The organism is Haemophilus haemolyticus, assembly GCF_003490595.1.
Classification (GTDB): domain Bacteria; phylum Pseudomonadota; class Gammaproteobacteria; order Enterobacterales; family Pasteurellaceae; genus Haemophilus; species Haemophilus haemolyticus_L.
The window spans coordinates 16,997-35,242 of the sequence record NZ_QQGY01000013.1 but is presented as its reverse complement, the minus strand read 5'-3'; the positions used below and the strand labels follow the sequence as shown (position 1 = coordinate 35,242).

19 protein-coding genes are annotated in these 18,246 nt (G+C 33.9%); 14 read left to right on the top strand and 5 right to left on the bottom strand.

Annotation, left to right across the window (positions count from 1 at the left end; translation table 11 throughout):
• Nucleotides 1-246 precede the first annotated feature (246 nt).
• The 12 genes from DV415_RS09725 (at nt 247) to ndk (ending at nt 12,977) form a co-directional block, all read left to right on the top strand.
• Nucleotides 247-1,332, top strand: coding sequence for an LPS O-antigen chain length determinant protein WzzB (locus DV415_RS09725; RefSeq protein WP_118775532.1), 1,086 nt, complete (start codon nt 247-249; stop codon nt 1,330-1,332).
• Nucleotides 1,333-1,636: 304 nt separating this feature from the next.
• Complete coding sequence (locus DV415_RS09720; protein WP_118791723.1) at nt 1,637-2,137, top strand: serine O-acetyltransferase; 501 nt, start codon at nt 1,637-1,639, stop codon at nt 2,135-2,137.
• A gap of 6 nt (nt 2,138-2,143) precedes the next feature.
• The gene (locus DV415_RS09715) at nt 2,144-3,337 is read left to right on the top strand and encodes an oligosaccharide flippase family protein (protein ID WP_118781695.1); all 1,194 of its coding nucleotides are present in this window, start codon (nt 2,144-2,146) and stop codon (nt 3,335-3,337) included.
• 4 nt (nt 3,338-3,341) lie between these two features.
• Nucleotides 3,342-4,286 carry a glycosyltransferase family 52 gene (locus DV415_RS09710; RefSeq protein WP_118791724.1) on the top strand — a complete coding sequence of 315 codons (945 nt, stop codon included), beginning with the start codon at nt 3,342-3,344 and terminating at the stop codon, nt 4,284-4,286.
• Entirely contained in the window at nt 4,286-5,377 is a 1,092-nt protein-coding gene (locus DV415_RS09705) for an EpsG family protein (protein WP_118791725.1), read from the top strand. The genes DV415_RS09710 and DV415_RS09705 overlap by 1 nt, the downstream gene beginning before the upstream one ends.
• A 17-nt stretch (nt 5,378-5,394) precedes the next feature.
• On the top strand, nt 5,395-6,207 hold the full coding sequence (locus DV415_RS09700; RefSeq protein ID WP_239990923.1) for a glycosyltransferase: 813 nt from the start codon (nt 5,395-5,397) through the stop codon (nt 6,205-6,207).
• 13 nt (nt 6,208-6,220) lie between these two features.
• Nucleotides 6,221-7,432, top strand: coding sequence for a DegT/DnrJ/EryC1/StrS family aminotransferase (locus DV415_RS09695; RefSeq protein WP_118781691.1), 1,212 nt, complete (start codon nt 6,221-6,223; stop codon nt 7,430-7,432).
• A 1-nt stretch (nt 7,433) separates the two neighbouring features.
• A complete protein-coding gene (locus DV415_RS09690; protein ID WP_275045235.1) occupies nt 7,434-8,021 on the top strand; it encodes a sugar transferase in 588 nt (195 codons plus the stop codon).
• 34 nt (nt 8,022-8,055) lie between these two features.
• Nucleotides 8,056-9,948 (top strand): polysaccharide biosynthesis protein, encoded by a 1,893-nt coding sequence (locus DV415_RS09685; RefSeq protein ID WP_118791728.1) that lies wholly within the window; start codon nt 8,056-8,058, stop codon nt 9,946-9,948.
• 3 nt (nt 9,949-9,951) lie between these two features.
• A complete protein-coding gene (locus DV415_RS09680) occupies nt 9,952-11,190 on the top strand; it encodes an O-antigen ligase family protein (RefSeq protein ID WP_118791076.1) in 1,239 nt (412 codons plus the stop codon).
• Nucleotides 11,191-11,240: 50 nt separating this feature from the next.
• Entirely contained in the window at nt 11,241-12,545 is a 1,305-nt protein-coding gene (gene pepB, locus DV415_RS09675; RefSeq protein ID WP_118791075.1) for an aminopeptidase PepB, read from the top strand.
• Nucleotides 12,546-12,554: 9 nt separating this feature from the next.
• Nucleotides 12,555-12,977 carry a nucleoside-diphosphate kinase gene (ndk, locus tag DV415_RS09670; RefSeq protein WP_192879126.1) on the top strand — a complete coding sequence of 141 codons (423 nt, stop codon included), beginning with the start codon at nt 12,555-12,557 and terminating at the stop codon, nt 12,975-12,977.
• A gap of 70 nt (nt 12,978-13,047) precedes the next feature.
• On the opposite strand, the gene cgtA is transcribed toward ndk, so the two are convergent.
• The 4 genes from cgtA to rplU form a co-directional block, all read right to left on the bottom strand.
• Complete coding sequence (gene cgtA / locus DV415_RS09665) at nt 13,048-14,220, bottom strand: Obg family GTPase CgtA (RefSeq protein ID WP_118791073.1); 1,173 nt, start codon at nt 14,218-14,220, stop codon at nt 13,048-13,050.
• 27 nt (nt 14,221-14,247) lie between these two features.
• Entirely contained in the window at nt 14,248-15,168 is a 921-nt protein-coding gene (locus DV415_RS09660) for a DMT family transporter (protein WP_118791072.1), read from the bottom strand.
• Between the two features lie 80 nt (nt 15,169-15,248).
• Nucleotides 15,249-15,506, bottom strand: coding sequence for a 50S ribosomal protein L27 (gene rpmA, locus DV415_RS09655; protein ID WP_005626413.1), 258 nt, complete (start codon nt 15,504-15,506; stop codon nt 15,249-15,251).
• Between the two features lie 20 nt (nt 15,507-15,526).
• The gene (gene rplU, locus DV415_RS09650; protein ID WP_005626416.1) at nt 15,527-15,838 is read right to left on the bottom strand and encodes a 50S ribosomal protein L21; all 312 of its coding nucleotides are present in this window, start codon (nt 15,836-15,838) and stop codon (nt 15,527-15,529) included.
• A 213-nt stretch (nt 15,839-16,051) separates the two neighbouring features.
• Here rplU and ispB point away from each other — a divergent pair, with 213 nt between their 5' ends.
• Together ispB and DV415_RS09640 are read left to right on the top strand one after the other, a co-directional pair.
• Complete coding sequence (gene ispB / locus DV415_RS09645; RefSeq protein ID WP_118791071.1) at nt 16,052-17,041, top strand: octaprenyl diphosphate synthase; 990 nt, start codon at nt 16,052-16,054, stop codon at nt 17,039-17,041.
• Nucleotides 17,042-17,091: 50 nt separating this feature from the next.
• Nucleotides 17,092-17,829: an epoxyqueuosine reductase QueH gene (locus DV415_RS09640; protein ID WP_005631100.1), complete on the top strand. Its 738-nt coding sequence runs from the start codon at nt 17,092-17,094 to the stop codon at nt 17,827-17,829.
• Between the two features lie 51 nt (nt 17,830-17,880).
• Here the strand turns inward: DV415_RS09640 and rplS are convergent, their stop codons facing one another.
• A complete protein-coding gene (gene rplS / locus DV415_RS09635) occupies nt 17,881-18,231 on the bottom strand; it encodes a 50S ribosomal protein L19 (protein WP_005626422.1) in 351 nt (116 codons plus the stop codon).
• Nucleotides 18,232-18,246: the final 15 nt, after the last annotated feature.

The window sequence follows — 18,246 nt, the reverse complement described above, 5'->3', positions numbered from 1 at the left end:
TCATTTTCCGATTCAGAATAGGTTGGAGAACCTGTAATTTAAATTCGATTGTGTAGTGTTTACCCATAAAAAAATCTGCACCTCAATTGTTGGTTTGTTGAGTCCAACTTTTGGGGTGCAGATCAATATTAGCCGCATTTTTCTTATGAATGTATTCTTACAAGATCTTCACATAACCCTTATTGTTAATAAGGGTTATATTCTGTAAAATCATGAAAAATGAAATATTTTAAATAAGGTATAAGTATGAATGATACTAATTATCAAAATAATGATGAAATAGATTTAATTGAGCTAATAAAAGCATTATGGAATAAAAAGATTTGGATTTTACTATCGGCTTTTTTGGGTACCACTATTGCGGGTGTTTACGCATTTACTGCGAAAGAGCAATGGACTTCTACTGCAATTATTGTGGCTCCACGTTCAACTGATTTAGGTCATTTATTACCTGCACGAGCAGAATATGCTCGTATCATTGGCGATAGTGATTTTTCTACTGGAGGATTATCAAGCTCACTATATGGTCAATTTAAGCACTTCCTTCTTTCTAACGATTTAAAACGTAAGTTTTTAGAACAGTCTGAATGGGTTAAAAACTACACCAAAGATATGACGGAAGACCAAAAAAGAAAATATATTGAAGAAACTGTTTTAAAATATCTTATTGTTCACGAAGTTGACCCTAAGAAAAAAGATTTAACTGAATTAGATAAAATTGGTTTAAAACTCACCTTCTCAGCAGAAACTCCAAAAGATGCGCAATCTGTATTGACAGAGTATGTAAATTTTGTAAATCAATATAGTCTTAACCAAACAAACCAAGAGTTTAAACAGGAATTTAACCTACGTTTAGATGAGCTGAGATTTAGTAAAGAACAAATTGAAGAGAATCTAACAGAAGCAAAAAAGGTTCAAGTTGAAAACTTAACAAATGCGTTAGATATTGCTAAAAAAGCGGGTATTAAAGATTTTTCAAGAGGAAATAATATCTCTGATTCTAAATTAGCAGATAGTACATATTTATTTATACTCGCTGAAAAATATTTACAGGCGCAACTAGATATTGCTAAAAATACACCTGTTATTTACCCAGCTAATTATTATATTACAGATAGACAGTTATTTAAATTAAATAAATTAGCTTCACAATTGGAATTAGTTGAGGATGTAAAAACGTATTATTATTTAAGCTCTCCTGATTATCCTGTGGTTAAAGATAATCCTAAGAGGGTGTTGATTCTTGCTATCGGGTTTATTATCGGTATTCTGTTACCTACTTTCTTTATTTTATTAGGTTCGGTTATACAAACTAACAAAAAACAGCAGTGAAAAAACGTATTTCATGAGATGTACTTGATGCATCTTAAATATTTCTACAAGCAATAATTTTGTAAACATTAAGAAGAAAGAATGCGTGCTTAGAGAGTAAGTTATGATGTTACGATTAATCAATAATGTATTGAAAAAGTGTTAAATATTTATTATCTAATGATTTCCAAAAACGCTTGTCTGAAATGGTGAACCCTTATTATCAGGGAAACTCAGCAGAAAAGGCTTATGAGATAATTAAGCAGTTTTTAGCTGATGAGAATAAATATAAACCAAAAGGGTTTTATGATTTAGAGAATCAATAATGAAATTACATAAATTTTTCCTAAAATCATTAAATGAGGAACTTGTTTCTTTGATTACGTTAATGAATCGCTTTAATAAAAATGTAGAAAAATATAGAAATAATAAAGTTCTTTGTAATATTAATAAGTTTTTTATTTTTTTATTGCATAAAAAAATATTTCGTAAATTTGCTTGTGATATTACGCCTGGTTGTCAATTAGGAAAAGTTATTTTTCGCCATCCTACAGGAATTGTCATTGGTGGTGGAGCAGTGCTAGCTGATGGAGTTATTATCCATCAGAATGTTACTTTCGGTGCATTAAGATTTGACGAAAAAGAAAAAAGAGGTATTCCTTGTAATCAAGTAGTAGGTGAAAATACAATTATTGGATGTGGGGCAAAGATTTTAGGTGATGTTACTATTGGTAAAAATTGCATAATAGGCGCTAATGCTGTAGTTACAAAAGATGTTCCTGATGATACAACAGTTGTTGGTTTTAATACATTCATTTATAAATGATAATTTATGATCTTAAAAGATAGTGTTATTTACTTAATAGGTGAGATAGTTGCTAAAATTTTCCCATTTTTACTGTTACCTTATTTGTCTAGAAAGTTAGGTGTAAACGGCTTTGGGGAATTATCCTATTATCAAACAATATTATCTTTAGTTATTATTATTATTAGTTTCAGTCAAGAAGGTGCTGTTACAAGGTACTTTTATTTCTATGGAAAGCGATCTATAAATTTGATCTTATTTTCAGGATATGCTTATGCTTTACTTGTAGGTTCCGTAGGGTTGTTATTTTGCTATTTTTTTCATTCTGAAATTTTAGCATACTTAATTCTGATCTCAATTTTCCAAACTTTCTTAACAGTTCAATTATGTATAAAACAGTGTCAGAAAAAGGCAATCTCGTATACTTTAATTCAAATTGGAAGTGCATTGTTGACAACATTATTAACAGTATTATTTTTGGAGTTCTCTCACAGTGATCTTGTTGGCAAGCGATTTCTTGCTCTATTCTTAGGTAACTTAATAATATTTATATTGGTTTATTTTTCCTATTTTAGGGAGCATAGAAGAAAGTCTTTTAATATAGCAGAGTATCAAAAAGGTTTTCTATATTTTCTAGGATTTGGTATTCCCTTAGCTTTTCATCAGATCAGTATGTTTATAAAAGGTCAATTAGATCGAGTATTTATTTATAATAAATTTACTGAATCTGAATTAGGTCTTTATGCTATGGGGGCTCAAATTGCATTGGTCCTTGCAGTCATTATTCAAGCAATAAATAAGGCTGCAATACCTTATTTTTATGAAGCATTAAAACAAAAGAAGATTACTTTACAGAAAGTACACCAACTAACATTGCTTTCATTACTTTTAATTCCTATTCCTTCTATTATTATGTGGGCAATTCCAGAGGAATTTGTGATTTTTGTTTTAGGGGAACAGTTTTGGGGAACAAAGTACTATATTAGTATGTTTCTTATTGCCACAATGTTCTCGGTACCTTACCTGATTTTAGTAAATTACCTTTTCTTTTACGGAAAGAATAAATGGATATCATTATGCTCAATCCTTTCTACAATACTGTATTTAGGAGGGTTGTCGATCTTTATGCAATTTGGGGTTGAATATGTCCCCTTTGCTAGCATATTAGGAGCAGGTGTTATACTTCCTTTTTTATATGTCATGACATCGAGAGTTAAATAAAAATATGAATTTAATTATATGTTGCACACCATTACAAGTATTGATTGCTAAGGAAATAATTTTATCTAATGGTAGGAAAGAGAAATTTTATGGCGTCATGTTATCTCCAGTTAAAAATGAAAAATATGAATATTATTATTCTTTACTTAAAGAAGTAACGAGTGATGCCTTTTTTATATATCGTAAGCAAACAGTTTTATCTTGGGGAATTTCCTTCTTAAAACTTAAGATTTTTTTATTTTTTAAACAAAGGATTAATTCAATATATTTATCAAATATTAATGATGAATTGATTCACTTGTTAATCGATTCTATGGGACATATAGATTTGTATACTTTTGATGATGGTACGGCAAACATTATAAAGACTAGTGCATTTTATAGTAGAAGTGTTAGAAATAGAACTAAAATTCTTAGGACTGCATTAAAGATAAAAACGACAATGAATACAGTTAAGGAAAAAAGTTTGTTGCATTATACTATTTATCCTAATATTAGTAACATTATCAATAAAACAAAAGTTGTATCAATATTTAATACGGAAAATTATGATAATGTAAGATCTGATGAGAAGATAATAAAAGTTTTTTTAGGGCAGCCATTTTATAATTCCTCTATTAGAAATAAGGATTTCATCGAAAAAATAGTTAAGAAGTTAGATATTGATTTTTATATCCCTCATCCTAGAGAAGATTACAGAGTTGATAATGTTACATATGTTGAGTCAAAGTTAGTTTTTGAGGAATTGTTTGCCAAAGAGTTTAATAATAAGAAATGTATAATTTATACTTTTTATAGTGGGGCAATATTAAATCTGTTAAATGTATCGAGTGTGAAGTTAATATCGATATTACCAAAAGAATTGGATGATTTGATAATCCCTATAAAAGTTGTTAATGAAAGTTATGATTTATTCAAACGGTTAGGTGTAGAGGTTCTTGAGATATAATGGATGGATATATTTCTACATACATAATTTATAATTTGGTATTTATGCCTTTTTTATTTTATTTTATAACTGATAAAACCTATCCAAAGATAGTGAGGTTTTATATATTTTATGTGTCTAGTTTTGCTATTCTTATTGCTGTATTAGGGTTGAGATACAAAGTTGGCGCTGATTATGAAAATTATGTATGGATATTTTATAATTTAGATGAATATCAATCAGGATATTCTGTTGAATGGGGGTATTATTTTATCAATAAAATTATAAAATATCTCCAGTTGGATGAGCAGTTTGTTTTTTTTGTAGTCGGATTTCTTACATTATTTTTTATTTATTCCTATAAAGAATCTAATTTAAATGTAAAGGTTTTAGTGATTTTAACGTATGTATTAGTTTTTTATTTTTCTTCATTTACTCAAATTAGGCAGCTTCTTGCTATGTGTGTAGCAGTGTATGGAGTTAGTGAGTATTTTAGTAATTTTAAGAAAATTAAATGCTTATCCTGGATATTGATTTCCTCTTTGTTTCACTCATCAACGTTATTACTTATACCTGCTATTTTTTTATTGGGTTATATTAAATACAAGGCTTATTATTCTCTTTTGGTTTTTTTAATTTTTGTATTCTTTTTTTCATTTGATTTGCGAGATTTTTTTGTAAAATTTGATATTCTTTCATTTTCTAAGTTTAATTCTTATTTATATAGTGATCATTATAATGGATTGCATACAACAATTAGTAATATAGTTAGGTGGTTTATAAAGTCATTTGTTGTATTTTATTTATTTTTTTTAGATAAGAAGTATTTTAAAGATATTAAATGGTATAATACATTAATGATTCTTAACTCACTTCTTGTTGTTTCGATTGCTATATCTTTTAATTTTTATATTTTTCATAGGGTTGTGTTGTTATTTATGTTGTCTAATATATTTTCTGTTAATTTGCTTTTGAAGAGTAGTTATAAATATAAATATTTAATTCTGTTTTTTTATTTTTTATTGAATTTTATTATGTATGAGTACTTTGTTTTCTTTGAAACTTACTATGATTCTGCTCCATATCAATCGATTTTTGATAGAAATTATTAAACAAGAGGGATTTAATCATGGTTTCAGTGTTAATGTCTATTTATCATAAAGAGAAGGCAGAATATTTCCATAAAACCATGGAAAGTATATGGACTAACCAAACTTTAAGGCCCGATGAAATTATTTTGGTTGAAGATGGCGTCTTATCAGATCATTTGTATTCAGCAATTAACTACTGGAAAGAAAAAATAGGAACTAAGTTAGTATCTGTTCCATTACCTAAAAATATGGGGCTTGCTTTAGCATTAAATGAAGGGTTGAAGGTCGCTAAGGGCAATTTTATTGCTAGAATGGATACGGATGATATAGCTGAAAGAGACCGTTTTAAAGTACAGCTTGAGTTCTTACAACAGCATGTAGATGTTGATGCGGTTGGTTGCTGGATTTGTGAAATTGATGAAAATGATTGTGTTATCAATGATACAGTAGAATATCCTCTTCTTCATAACGAGTTATATCAATTTTTTGAAAAACGAGATCCAATAGCTCATCCAACAGCTATGTTCAGGAAGACTTTTTTTGATAAAGCTGGAAGGTATAGTAAGGAAGTTGTTTTAGCGGAAGATACTTTATTATGGTATCAAGGTTTTCTAAATAACTGTAAGTTAGCTAATATAGACTATATTGGCTTGAAATTCAGACGCAGTTCCGATTTTTATAAGCGCAGAGCAAATTGGAAAAAAACAATTGGGCTACTAAAATTCCGTCTATTTTATATAAATAGAGATTTAAATTATGGTATTAAAGCAGATATCTACGCAATTGCTTATTTTTTGATGTCTATTTCTCCAAGTTTTGTGAAAAAATTATTATATAAATTATTTAGATAGAAAGGATAAAAACATGAAAATTCCATTTTCTCCTCCATATGTTAATGAAGATGTAATTAATGAAGTTGTAGATTCTTTACGTTCTGGCTGGATTACCACGGGGCCTAAAGTTAAAGCGTTAGAAGAAGAAATTAAACAATTCTCGGGGGCCAAAGAAGTGCTTTGTGTAAACTCTTGGACTTCTGCAGCGATTATGATGCTTCGTTGGTTCGGCGTAAAAGAAGGTGATGAGGTGATTGTACCTGCTTATACTTATAGTGCAACAGCTTTAGCGGTATTGCATGCGGGAGCTAAACCAGTAATGGTAGATACTTCAGAAGATTTTAATATTTCTTTGGATGCGATTAAAAAAGCAATTACACCAAGAACGAAAGCTATTATGCCTGTTGATATTGCTGGGTTCCCTTGCGATTATGACGAAATTATGGATTTGGTAAAATCTTCAGAAATTCGACCGCTCTTTAAGGCTGAAAGCGAGAATCAAGAAAAACTTGGTCGTATTTTAGTATTGAATGATGCAGCACACTCTTTAGGTGCTTGGTACAAAAAGGGCATGAGAACAGGAAGTGAAACAGACATTGCTATTTTCTCATTGCATGCTGTAAAAAATGTTACAACAGCTGAAGGTGGTGCAATTTGTATTAACTTACCTGCACCTTTTGATAATGCTAAACTCTATGGTGAGCTTCGCCAAATGGCATTAAACTGTCAAACTAAAGATGCTTTCTCTAAGAGTAAGGCCGGTGGTTGGCGATACGATATTACTGGCCTAGGTATGAAAATTAATATGGCAGATGTGAATGCAGCGATCGGCTTAGCACAAATTCGTATTTACGAAGATTTATTGAAAGAACGTAAACGTGTTTTTGATACTTATGGCGAAGCATTTAAACAATATGATTGGGCAATTTTGCCGCCATCAAAACAAGATGAAAAAGAAACATCGTATCATTTGTATGCGCTACGTATTAAAGATTTTACTGAAGCGCAACGAGATGCGATGATTGATGAAATTGCTAAGAGTGAAGTAGCTGTAAATGTTCACTTTATCCCAATGCCAATGCTTACTTTATTTAAGAACTTAGGGTATAGAATTGAAGATTATCCGCAGGCATATAATAACTATAAGTGTGAGATTTCTCTTCCTATCTATCCTCAATTAACAGATGAGCAAGTGAAATTTGTAATTGATACTGTTGTGAATGCCTATAATAAGGTTAAGTAAAGTGATTCGTTTTTTTGATTTTATTTTAAGTTTAGTTGGGCTAGTTGTTCTAGCCCCTATTTTCATTATATTAGCTATTTGGATTAAGATTGATTCAAAAGGTCCTGTTTTTTATAAGCAAGTTCGAGTTGGACAGAATAGTATTGATTTTGCTCTGTTTAAGTTTCGCTCAATGGTGGTTGATGCTGATAAAAAGGGGTTAATCACTGTAGGTGGTCGAGATCCTAGAATTACCCGTTCAGGTTATTTTATTCGTAAATATAAACTTGACGAGTTACCGCAGCTGATTAATATACTGCTTGGTGATATGAGTTTAGTTGGTCCTCGTCCAGAAGTAAGAAAATATGTTGAACTTTATACTGATGAACAACAGAAAGTACTTTCTGTAAAGCCAGGGATTACTGATTATGCTTCTATTGAGTATATGGATGAAAATGAACTTTTAGGGAAGTCTAATGATCCTGAAAAGACTTATATTGAAGAGATCATGCCTGAGAAGATTAAATATAATATGAAGTATATTCAGAATAAAAATTTATTTGAATATTTTAAGATTATATTGTTAACAGTATCGAAAATTGTACGATAGATAATTATTTAGGTTGTCTTTTAAGGATGTTACTATGATGTATTCGTTTATATTCGGAATGTCAAGAACAACGAAAAGAGTTATAAGTCTTTTTATTGATATTATCTTGCTTATTTCCGCCTTTTTCCTTGCGTATTGGACTCGATTGGGCGGGATTGTAGCTTTTGATAACACTAAAATCTGGATGACGTTACTATGTACAATACTTATAACTCTTTTTACTTTTATCGAATTAGGGCTGTATCGAGCAGTACTGCGTTACATTTCTTTTAAGGCTTTAGCAATGGTGGCTGGTGGCGCTTTTGTTTCAGCAGTTAGCCTTATTTTCTTTTCTTTCTTCATTGGTTCAGATATACCTAGAACTGTTCCTATTATTTATTTTTCCTATGTGTTCTTGCTATGTGGTAGTGCAAGAATGTTGGTTCGCTATTATATTAGTTTAATTTTAGATAAAGACAATGAATCAGTCTTGATTTACGGTGCTGGTACAACAGGGCATCAACTGGCAGTGTTACTTAAACATACTTATCGCTATCGCATTCGCGGATTTATTGATGATAACACTAAGCTACATGGCAATTATCTTTTAGGAAATAAAATATTTTCGCCAAATGATATTTCAAAACTTGTTCAAAAATATAATATTAAAGTTATTTTATTAGCTATACCTAGTGCCTCTCGCGGTGAACGTAAATCGATCATTGATAGTTTAATTCCTTTGAAAATTAAGGTAAGAACTATTCCTGATATGGAAGAGATTTTACAAGGTCACGCTAAGATTGATGAATTACGTGAAGTGAAAATCGAAGATTTATTAGGTCGTGAGCCTGTTTTACCAAACAAAGAGTTATTACAAAAAAATATTTTTGATAAAACAGTAATGGTAACTGGAGCTGGAGGGTCTATTGGTTCTGAATTATGTCGTCAGATTATTTTAAATCACCCGAACACATTAATACTATTTGAGCTTTCCGAATTTTCGCTTTATTCCATTCATCAGGAATTACTTGAGGTGGTAAAGAGAAATAATTTAAGCATAAAAATTCATCCTATTTTGGGCAATGTTCAAGATATTGAGCGTTTAGATCGAGTTTTAGATCATTTTAATGTTGATACGATTTATCATGCGGCAGCTTATAAACATGTTCCTTTAGTGGAATACAATATCATTGAAGGTATTCGGAATAATATTTTCGGTACATATAATGTTGCAAAATGTGCGGCTGATCATAACGTTAAATCTTTTGTTCTCATTTCAACTGATAAAGCTGTTCGTCCAACAAATACAATGGGAGCGAGTAAGCGTATGGCGGAGCTTTGTTTGCAGGCACTTTCTGAACAGCTTAAAAATTCTCAAACCTGCTTTAGTATGGTTCGTTTCGGTAATGTATTAGGATCTTCAGGGTCTGTTATTCCGCTATTTCGAAAACAGATTCTAAAAGGCGGACCAATTACTGTTACACATCCTGATATTATTCGCTATTTTATGACTATTCCTGAAGCAGCCCAGCTTGTTATTCAGGCTGGAGCAATGGCAAAAGGTGGCGATGTTTTCATTTTAGATATGGGGGAGGCAGTTAAAATAGTGGATTTAGCTAAAAACTTAATTCAATTATCAGGGCTCTCGGTTAAGGATGAAACCAATCTGAAAGGCGATATTGAAATTACTTATACTGGGTTGCGTCCAGGAGAGAAGCTGTATGAAGAATTGTTAATTGGTGGAGATAATGTTCATAAGACTGAACATTCACGAATTATGACTGCAGAAGAATATTATTTGCCATTTGATCAGCTATCAAGCGTATTAGCTCAATTAGAGCAAGCTTGTAAGAATGGGGATTATATATCTATTCGTGAGATATTGTTAAATGCGTCTACAGGTTTTAATCCAACAACAGAAATTGTAGATGTGTTATATAAGGATTAATCAGTGTATAGCAAAGAAAAATACCTAAAGTTATTTATTAATACGTCTATATTTTCTTTTTTTACTTTACTCTTAGTTTTCCCTAAAGGATATAACTATGGTTCAACAGCATTATTAGTCGTAAGTATTTTATTCGTTTTCTATTCTATTTATAAGAAGTTTAAGATAACAGAAATTATAAAACAGAATAACCCTATCTTTTTTGTTATTTCTCTGTATTTCCTGAACGCTCTTTTTTTTATTATTTTACATGGTGATAAATTTAAGCTGATTGATAATCCTCTAAGAGCATTTTTATTTCTTTCTGTGATTATTTTTGTTATTTATAGCAAGGTAAAATTTGATGTATTGCTTTATAGTATTCCTGTAGGATCTTTTGTTGCGGGATTAGTTGCTCTTTATCAATACTATATTTTGCATTTACCCGCAGCTTTTAATGAACAAATGAAAATTCAATCTGGTGATATTGCGATGTCGCTAGGATTGTTTAGCTTTATTATTGCTTTGTACTTGTTTGATATAAAGAAAAACAGATTGGCATTGGTGACAGCTATTGCTGGATTATTCGGTGTATTAGCTAGCGTGCTTTCTTTCGCTCGAGGTGGATGGGTCGGTGTTCCTTTAATATTTGTTTTTGTACTTTACATGTATAGAAATATGATATCTAAAAAATTACTTAGTGCTGTTGTACTAAGTATTCTAGTTGGGGGAATTTCATTAAGTACTAACGAGCAATTTGTCGGTAGAATATTAGATGTGAAGAATAACCTGAGCCATTATTCTCAAAATTCTAAAGATGGAAGTATAGGCGCTCGTTTAGATATGTGGAAGATGGGAGTGGATGCTTTTATTGAGCATCCTATTTCTGGTTGGAGTTTGAAAGCATTAGATGAATATAAAAAAAGCCTAGCGGATAAAGGCATTGTATCTCGTGAATTTACAGTATATTCTCACCTACATAACCAATTTATTGATGAATTAGCTAAAAAAGGTATCTTAGGCGGAGTTGCGATTTTAGGCATTTTTCTGGTCCCACTGTGTTCTTTTTATCGGAAACAGAAAAAATTTCCAAATAATAAAAAGATAAAATTACTTACTACCCTTGGTATTGTTCATGTGTTATCCACAATGAGCTATTGTTTAACACAAGCATTTCTAACACATAATTCGGGAAATATATTTTATTTCTTTTCTTTAGTCTTATTTTGGTCATTTATGCAAAAATCTATATCAGATTCTTGATCAGAATTGTCGCTATATTTTCGGTATGTTCTTCTATTCAGGAAATAAAAATGGAAATTAGATTATCAATAAACCAAGCCTCTGACGCTTGGGGAAAAAATGCTATTTTGAGCTTTGACTCTAATAAAGCTACGATTCATTTAAAAAATAATCAAAAAACTGACCGCACTTTAGTTCAACAAGCTGCTCGTAAATTGCGTGGGCAGGGAATTAAAGATGTGGAATTAGTCGGTGAAGGATGGGATTTAGAATTTTGCTGGGCGTTTTATCAAGGTTTTTATACCGCAAAACAAGATTACGCGATTGAGTTTCCACATTTAGATGATGAACCGCAAGATGAATTATTAGCGCGTATCGAATGTGGTGATTTTGTGCGTGGGATTATTAATGAGCCAGCACAAAGCCTAACACCAGTAAAATTAGCAGAACGTGCAGCAGAATTCATCTTAAACCAAGCGGACATTTATAATGAAAAAAGTGCGGTAAGTTTTAAGATTATTTCTGGTGAGGAACTTGAGCAACAAGGTTATCACGGAATTTGGACTGTAGGTAAAGGCTCAGCTAACTTGCCTGCTATGTTACAACTTGATTTCAATCCAACACAAGATCCGAATGTACCAGTGTTAGCTTGTTTAGTTGGCAAGGGGATTACTTTTGACAGTGGCGGCTACAGCATTAAACCAAGTGATGGAATGAGTACAATGCGAACCGATATGGGCGGGGCTGCATTATTAACTGGGGCTTTAGGTTTTGCTATCGCTCGTGGATTAAATCAACGCGTTAAACTGTATTTATGTTGTGCAGAAAATTTGGTAAGCAATAATGCATTTAAATTGGGTGATATTATTACTTATAAAAATGGTGTGAGCGCAGAAGTGTTGAATACGGATGCTGAAGGTCGTTTGGTGTTAGCCGATGGATTGATTGAGGCTGATAACCAAAATCCAAGTTTTATTATTGATTGTGCGACTTTAACTGGCGCAGCAAAAGTGGCAGTAGGCAACGACTATCATTCTGTATTGTCTATGGATGATGATCTCGTGAAGAATCTTTTCCAATCAGCACAAGCAGAAAATGAACCCTTCTGGCGTTTACCATTTGAAGAGCTTCATCGTTCACAAATTAATTCATCTTTTGCCGATATTGCTAATATTGGTTCTGTTCCAGTTGGGGCGGGGGCAAGCACAGCAATGGCATTTTTATCGTATTTTGTAAAAAATTATCAACAAAATTGGTTGCATATTGATTGTTCCGCGACTTATCGTAAATCTGGTAGTGATTTATGGGCTGTTGGAGCCACTGGAATTGGTGTGCAAACTTTAGCAAATTTAATGTTATCAAAATCATTGAAGTAAGGAGATATGATGACAGAAAGAACTTTTTCGATTATTAAACCTGATGCGGTAAAGCGTAATCTAATTGGAGCGATCTTAACTCGTTTTGAGCAAAATGGCTTTAAAATCGTAGCCTCTAAAATGGTACGCTTAACTCGTGAGCAGGCTGAAGGCTTTTATGCAGAACATCAAGGAAAAGAATTTTTTGCGCCTTTAGTTGAATATATGATGTCTTCACCGATAGTGGTGTCCGTTCTTGAAAAAGAAAATGCAGTGAAAGATTATCGCACTTTGATTGGTACAACGAATCCAGAAACTGCAGCAGAAGGTACAATTCGTAAAGGTTTTGCATTAAGTCAGCGTGAGAATTCGGTTCATGGCTCGGATAGTGTGGATAGTGCAAATCGTGAAATTGCCTATTTCTTTACTGATTCTGAAATTTTTGAGCGTTGATCGATAGTAAAAAGCACCTAAAATAGTTTAGGTGCTTTTGAATTTTTAATGCTTATAAAATAAGACCTTCTTAAGGTTTATAGATGAACTCAATCCCTTCATCATCTTCTTCGGTCCAATCATCATCCCAATCTTCGTCATCATCAAATTGATGTTCTGCTAGTTGTTCTTGATGATAATCTTCCCATTTGAATTTCACTTCTTCAGGCGCAACTTGTTGTGTTTCAGCTTCCCGTGGATTCGCTATGATAAAGTCCATAATATCACGACAAAGTGGCGGAACATTTTTTCCTGTTGCAGCTGAAATCAGGTAATAGTCTTCTTCCCAACCTAATTGTTCAGTAATTTCTCGAGCCCGCTCTTCAGCTTCTTCATCGCTCATCGTATCAATTTTATTAAATACTAACCAACGTGGTTTTTCTGATAATTTTTCACTGTATTGGAAAAGTTCAGATTCAATAATAGCGACATTATCTGCTGGATTAGAGCCATCAATTGGAGCAATATCGACTAAATGAATAAGAACTCTACAACGTTCTAAATGTTTTAAAAAGCGAATTCCTAGCCCTGCGCCATCTGCCGCACCTTCAATTAATCCAGGAATATCTGCCACCACAAAACTGTGTGAGTCATCCACTTTCACAACACCGAGACTTGGCACTAAGGTGGTAAATGGATAATCTGCAACTTTTGGTTTGGCTGCTGAAACGGCACGAATAAAAGTGGATTTACCTGCATTAGGTAAACCGAGCATTCCCACATCAGCAAGTAGCATTAATTCCAATAATAAATCGCGTTTTTCGCCCGGTGTACCCATTGTTTTTTGACGCGGTGCACGGTTTACTGATGATTTGAAACGGGTATTTCCTAAACCATGATAACCACCTTTGGCTACCAACATTTTTTGACCGTGTTGGGTTAAATCTCCCAAGGTTTCTTTGGTGTCGTTATCAATAGCGCGAGTTCCTACGGGAACAGGTAAAATAATATCTTTACCACGACGTCCTGTACAATCTGAACTCCGTCCATTCTCTCCACGCTCTGCCGCAAAGTGTTTATTAAAACGGTAGTCAATTAAGGTATTGAGGTTTTCATCAGCTTGTAAATAGACATCGCCACCGTCGCCACCGTCGCCACCGTCAGGGCCGCCTTTCGGAATAAATTTCTCTCGACGGAAACTTACGCAACCGTTGCCACCATCCCCAGCCTCAATTCGAATAAGGGATTCATCAATAAATTTCATTAAAACTTCTCCAAAATAAACCGCACTTTAATGAGTTTTATGCGGTAATAATTTATGTCCAATTGCGGATAAAATTGCCCCGCATACTACAACAAATGCACCAATATAGCTAATATTATTCAATTCTGGTGCCGCGAAATCTGCTGGACTAAAATAATGCGCAATATGTGAAAATAGGATTGTGAAAAGAGGTACAAGTGTGATAACAACACTGACTTTTGATACATCCCAACGATTAAGCGCTTCCGCATAAGAGCCGTATCCAATTAAGGTATTTAAACAGCAGTAAATAAAACAAATCAGAGCTAACGGTGTGAGTTCTTGTACTTGCGAGAATTCAGCTATCGGCATAAAAGCTATGGCACAACCTAAATACATCATTAGCAAGATTTGTTGTGAATTAAATTTACGCAACATTAATTTTTGCGCCATTCCATAAGCGACCCAAATCAGGGATCCTGCTACGCTTAAGATGACACCTGTTGAATACTGATTTAGTCCGGCAAATACATCAAAACGATCATTAAAGAATAAACCTAAACCAATTAACAATAAGAAAAGCCCGATCTTTTGGTGCAGACCCAATTTTTCTTTGAAGATCAGGACACCACAGATGAGCATTCCAAAAGAGGATAAATGAATAAAAATTTGTGCAACCGAAGGTTCAATATAATTCAGCGAGCTACTAAATAATAGAAAATTGCCGGTAAGACCAATTACCCCAATAAGGGCAAGCCAAGCATATTGACCGACTTTCATTGGTTCAGGTAATTTCTTTTTATAAGCAAGTAGAGCTAATAATGAGATTGCCGCTACAATAAAACGATACCATACGATAGTTTGAGCGTTCATTATAGATAAAGCTTGTTTGAGCGCGATAGGTAAGGATCCCCAAGCCATAGCGGTAATAAGCGCAAAGGTAAAGCCTAATAAAGGTTGTTGTTTCATTGATTGCTCGCTTATGTGAAATTAAAAAAGACAAAACGCCCCACAAAATTGTAGGGCGTTTCAATCGAATAGATTTTAAATTATTCAGTAACAATACTTACGTATTTACGGCTTTTCTCGCCTTTTACTTCAAATTTAACTTTACCATCTGCAGTTGCGAATAAGGTGTGGTCTTTACCCATACCTACGTTGCTACCCGCGTGGAACTTAGTACCACGTTGACGAACAATGATGCTACCTGCTAATACAGATTCGCCACCGAAACGTTTAACACCAAGGCGTTTAGCTTCAGAATCGCGACCGTTACGAGTTGAACCACCAGCTTTTTTAGTTGCCATCTACTTGATCTCCTCTGAAATTATGCTTGAATCCCAGTGATTTTCACTTCTGTGAACCACTGACGATGACCTTGTTGTTTACGGCTGTGTTTGCGACGACGGAATTTAACGATTTTAACTTTCTCGCCACGACCTTGTGCAACTACTTCAGCCACTACTTTTGCGCCAGCAACTACTGGTGCACCGATTTTAACATCTTCACCATTAACGACCATCAACACAGAATCGAACTCAACTGTTGCGCCAGTTGCAAGTTCAAGTTTTTCTAAACGAACAACTTGACCTTCGCTCACACGGTGTTGTTTACCGCCACTTTGGAAAACTGCGTACATAAATACTCCGCTTAATTGTGTTTCCCTGCTCTTTAGCAGTCCACACTTAAAAATTCATATAAATAGGTCGCAAATTCTACGGAAAAATCCTACCTATGGCAAGAATTTATTTACAATAAAATAAAAAAATTCCCTTCATTTGCGGATTGATTTCAGAAAGTCTGAAAATTCGGGTAAAATGCACCGCACTTTTGACTAATAATTGATGAAAAAATGAAGAAACAAGATCTTATGAGCATCGACGAGATCCAGAAACTTGCAGATCCCGACATGCAAAAAGTTAATCAAAATATTCTTGCTCAGCTTAATTCAGATGTTCCATTAATAGGACAGTTAGGTTTTTATATTGTTCAAGGTGGTGGTAAGCGGATCCGTCCATTGATCGCAGTTCTCGCAGCTCGATCTTTAGGGTTTGGAGGCTCTAATTCAATTACTTGTGCTACTTTTGTTGAATTTATTCATACTGCCTCTTTATTGCATGATGATGTGGTGGATGAGTCCGATATGCGTCGTGGGCGCGCTACGGCGAATTCAGAATTTGGGAATGCTGCAAGTGTACTTGTAGGAGATTTTATTTATACGCGTGCATTTCAATTAGTTGCACAATTAGAGTCATTGAAGATTTTGGGAATTATGGCCGATGCGACTAACGTTTTAGCAGAAGGCGAAGTTCAGCAGTTAATGAATGTTAATGATCCTGAAACGAGCGAAGCTAATTATATGCGTGTAATTTATAGCAAAACTGCGCGTTTGTTTGAAGTGGCTGGTCAGGCTGCGGCAATTGTTGCGGGTGGAACAGAAGCTCAAGAAAAGGCTTTACAAGATTATGGGCGTTATCTTGGAACTGCATTTCAACTCGTGGATGATGTATTGGATTATAGTGCAAATGCGCAAGTTCTAGGTAAAAATGTAGGCGATGATTTAGCTGAAGGAAAACCAACCCTTCCTCTTCTACACGCTATGCGTCATGGTAATGCTCAACAGGCAGCTTTAATTCGCGAAGCGATTGAGCAAGGAGGTAAACGTGAAGCTATTGATGAGGTATTAGCTATTATGGCTGAGCATAAGTCTTTAGATTACGCGATGAATCGTGCAAAAGAAGAAGCTCAAAAAGCTGTAGATGCAATTGCAATGCTGCCAGACAGTGATTATAAGAAGGCGTTAATTTCTTTAGCGTATTTGTCAGTTGATAGAAATTATTAGTCCTTAATTTAGCTTATATACTTGATACCAATTAATTTTAATTAAACTTTATGAATACAGAACTTCAATCTAAACCTGAGCAAAGTGCGGTTAACTTTCAAGGTAAAACTCGTAAACAGAAGGTACGCAAAGATCCTAATGCACCTTTTATTCGTGAAAAACTTGAGTTGCCAGATGGACATAATAAACTCCTTTTACATTCATGCTGTGCGCCTTGCTCGGGTGAAGTGATGGAGGCAATCCTTGCATCTGGCATTGAATTTACGATTTATTTTTACAATCCGAATATTCATCCACTCAAAGAATATTTAATTCGTAAAGAAGAAAATATTCGTTTTGCCCAAAAATTTGGCATTCCATTTATTGATGCAGATTACGATCGTCAAAATTGGTTTGATCGTGCCAAAGGAATGGAATGGGAGCCAGAGAGGGGGATCCGTTGTACTATGTGTTTTGATATGCGCTTTGAAAAAGCCGCTGAATATGCTCATGAACACGGTTTCCCTGTGTTTACTAGTTGTCTTGGTATTTCTCGCTGGAAGGATATGAATCAAATCAATGGCTGTGGGCATCGCGCTGCAGAAAAATATGATGATGTTATTTATTGGGATTACAACTGGCGAAAAGAAGGTGGCTCGCAACGCATGATTGAGATTAGTAAGCGTGAGCGGTTTTATCAACAGGAATATTGCGGTTGTGTGTATTCTTTACGTGATAGTAATAAATGGCGAGAAGAGACTGGTCGTCAAAAAATTGAAATCGGAAAATTGTATTATAGTGCTGATTAATATAATGAATTCAAAAAAGGCTTGGGATTCCAAGCCTTTTTCTTTGCGAAATTATTCGCCCAAACGCTCTTTAATACGAGCAGATTTACCTGAACGTTCACGTAAGTAGTAAAGTTTAGCTTTACGTACCGCACCTTTACGTTTAACTGCGATAGAATCTACAGCTGGAGAGTGAGTTTGGAATACACGCTCAACGCCTACGCCGTTAGATACTTTACGTAAAGTAAATGCTGAGTGCAAGCCACGGTTACGAATTGCAATAACCACGCCTTCGAATGCTTGCAAACGACGTTTGCTACCTTCAACTACCCATACTTTAACTTCTAAAGTATCACCTGGGCGGAAGCTAGGTACGTTTTGTTTTAATTGTTCTTGTTCAAGTTGTTTGATAATGTTAGACATTGTTTGATCCTTTAT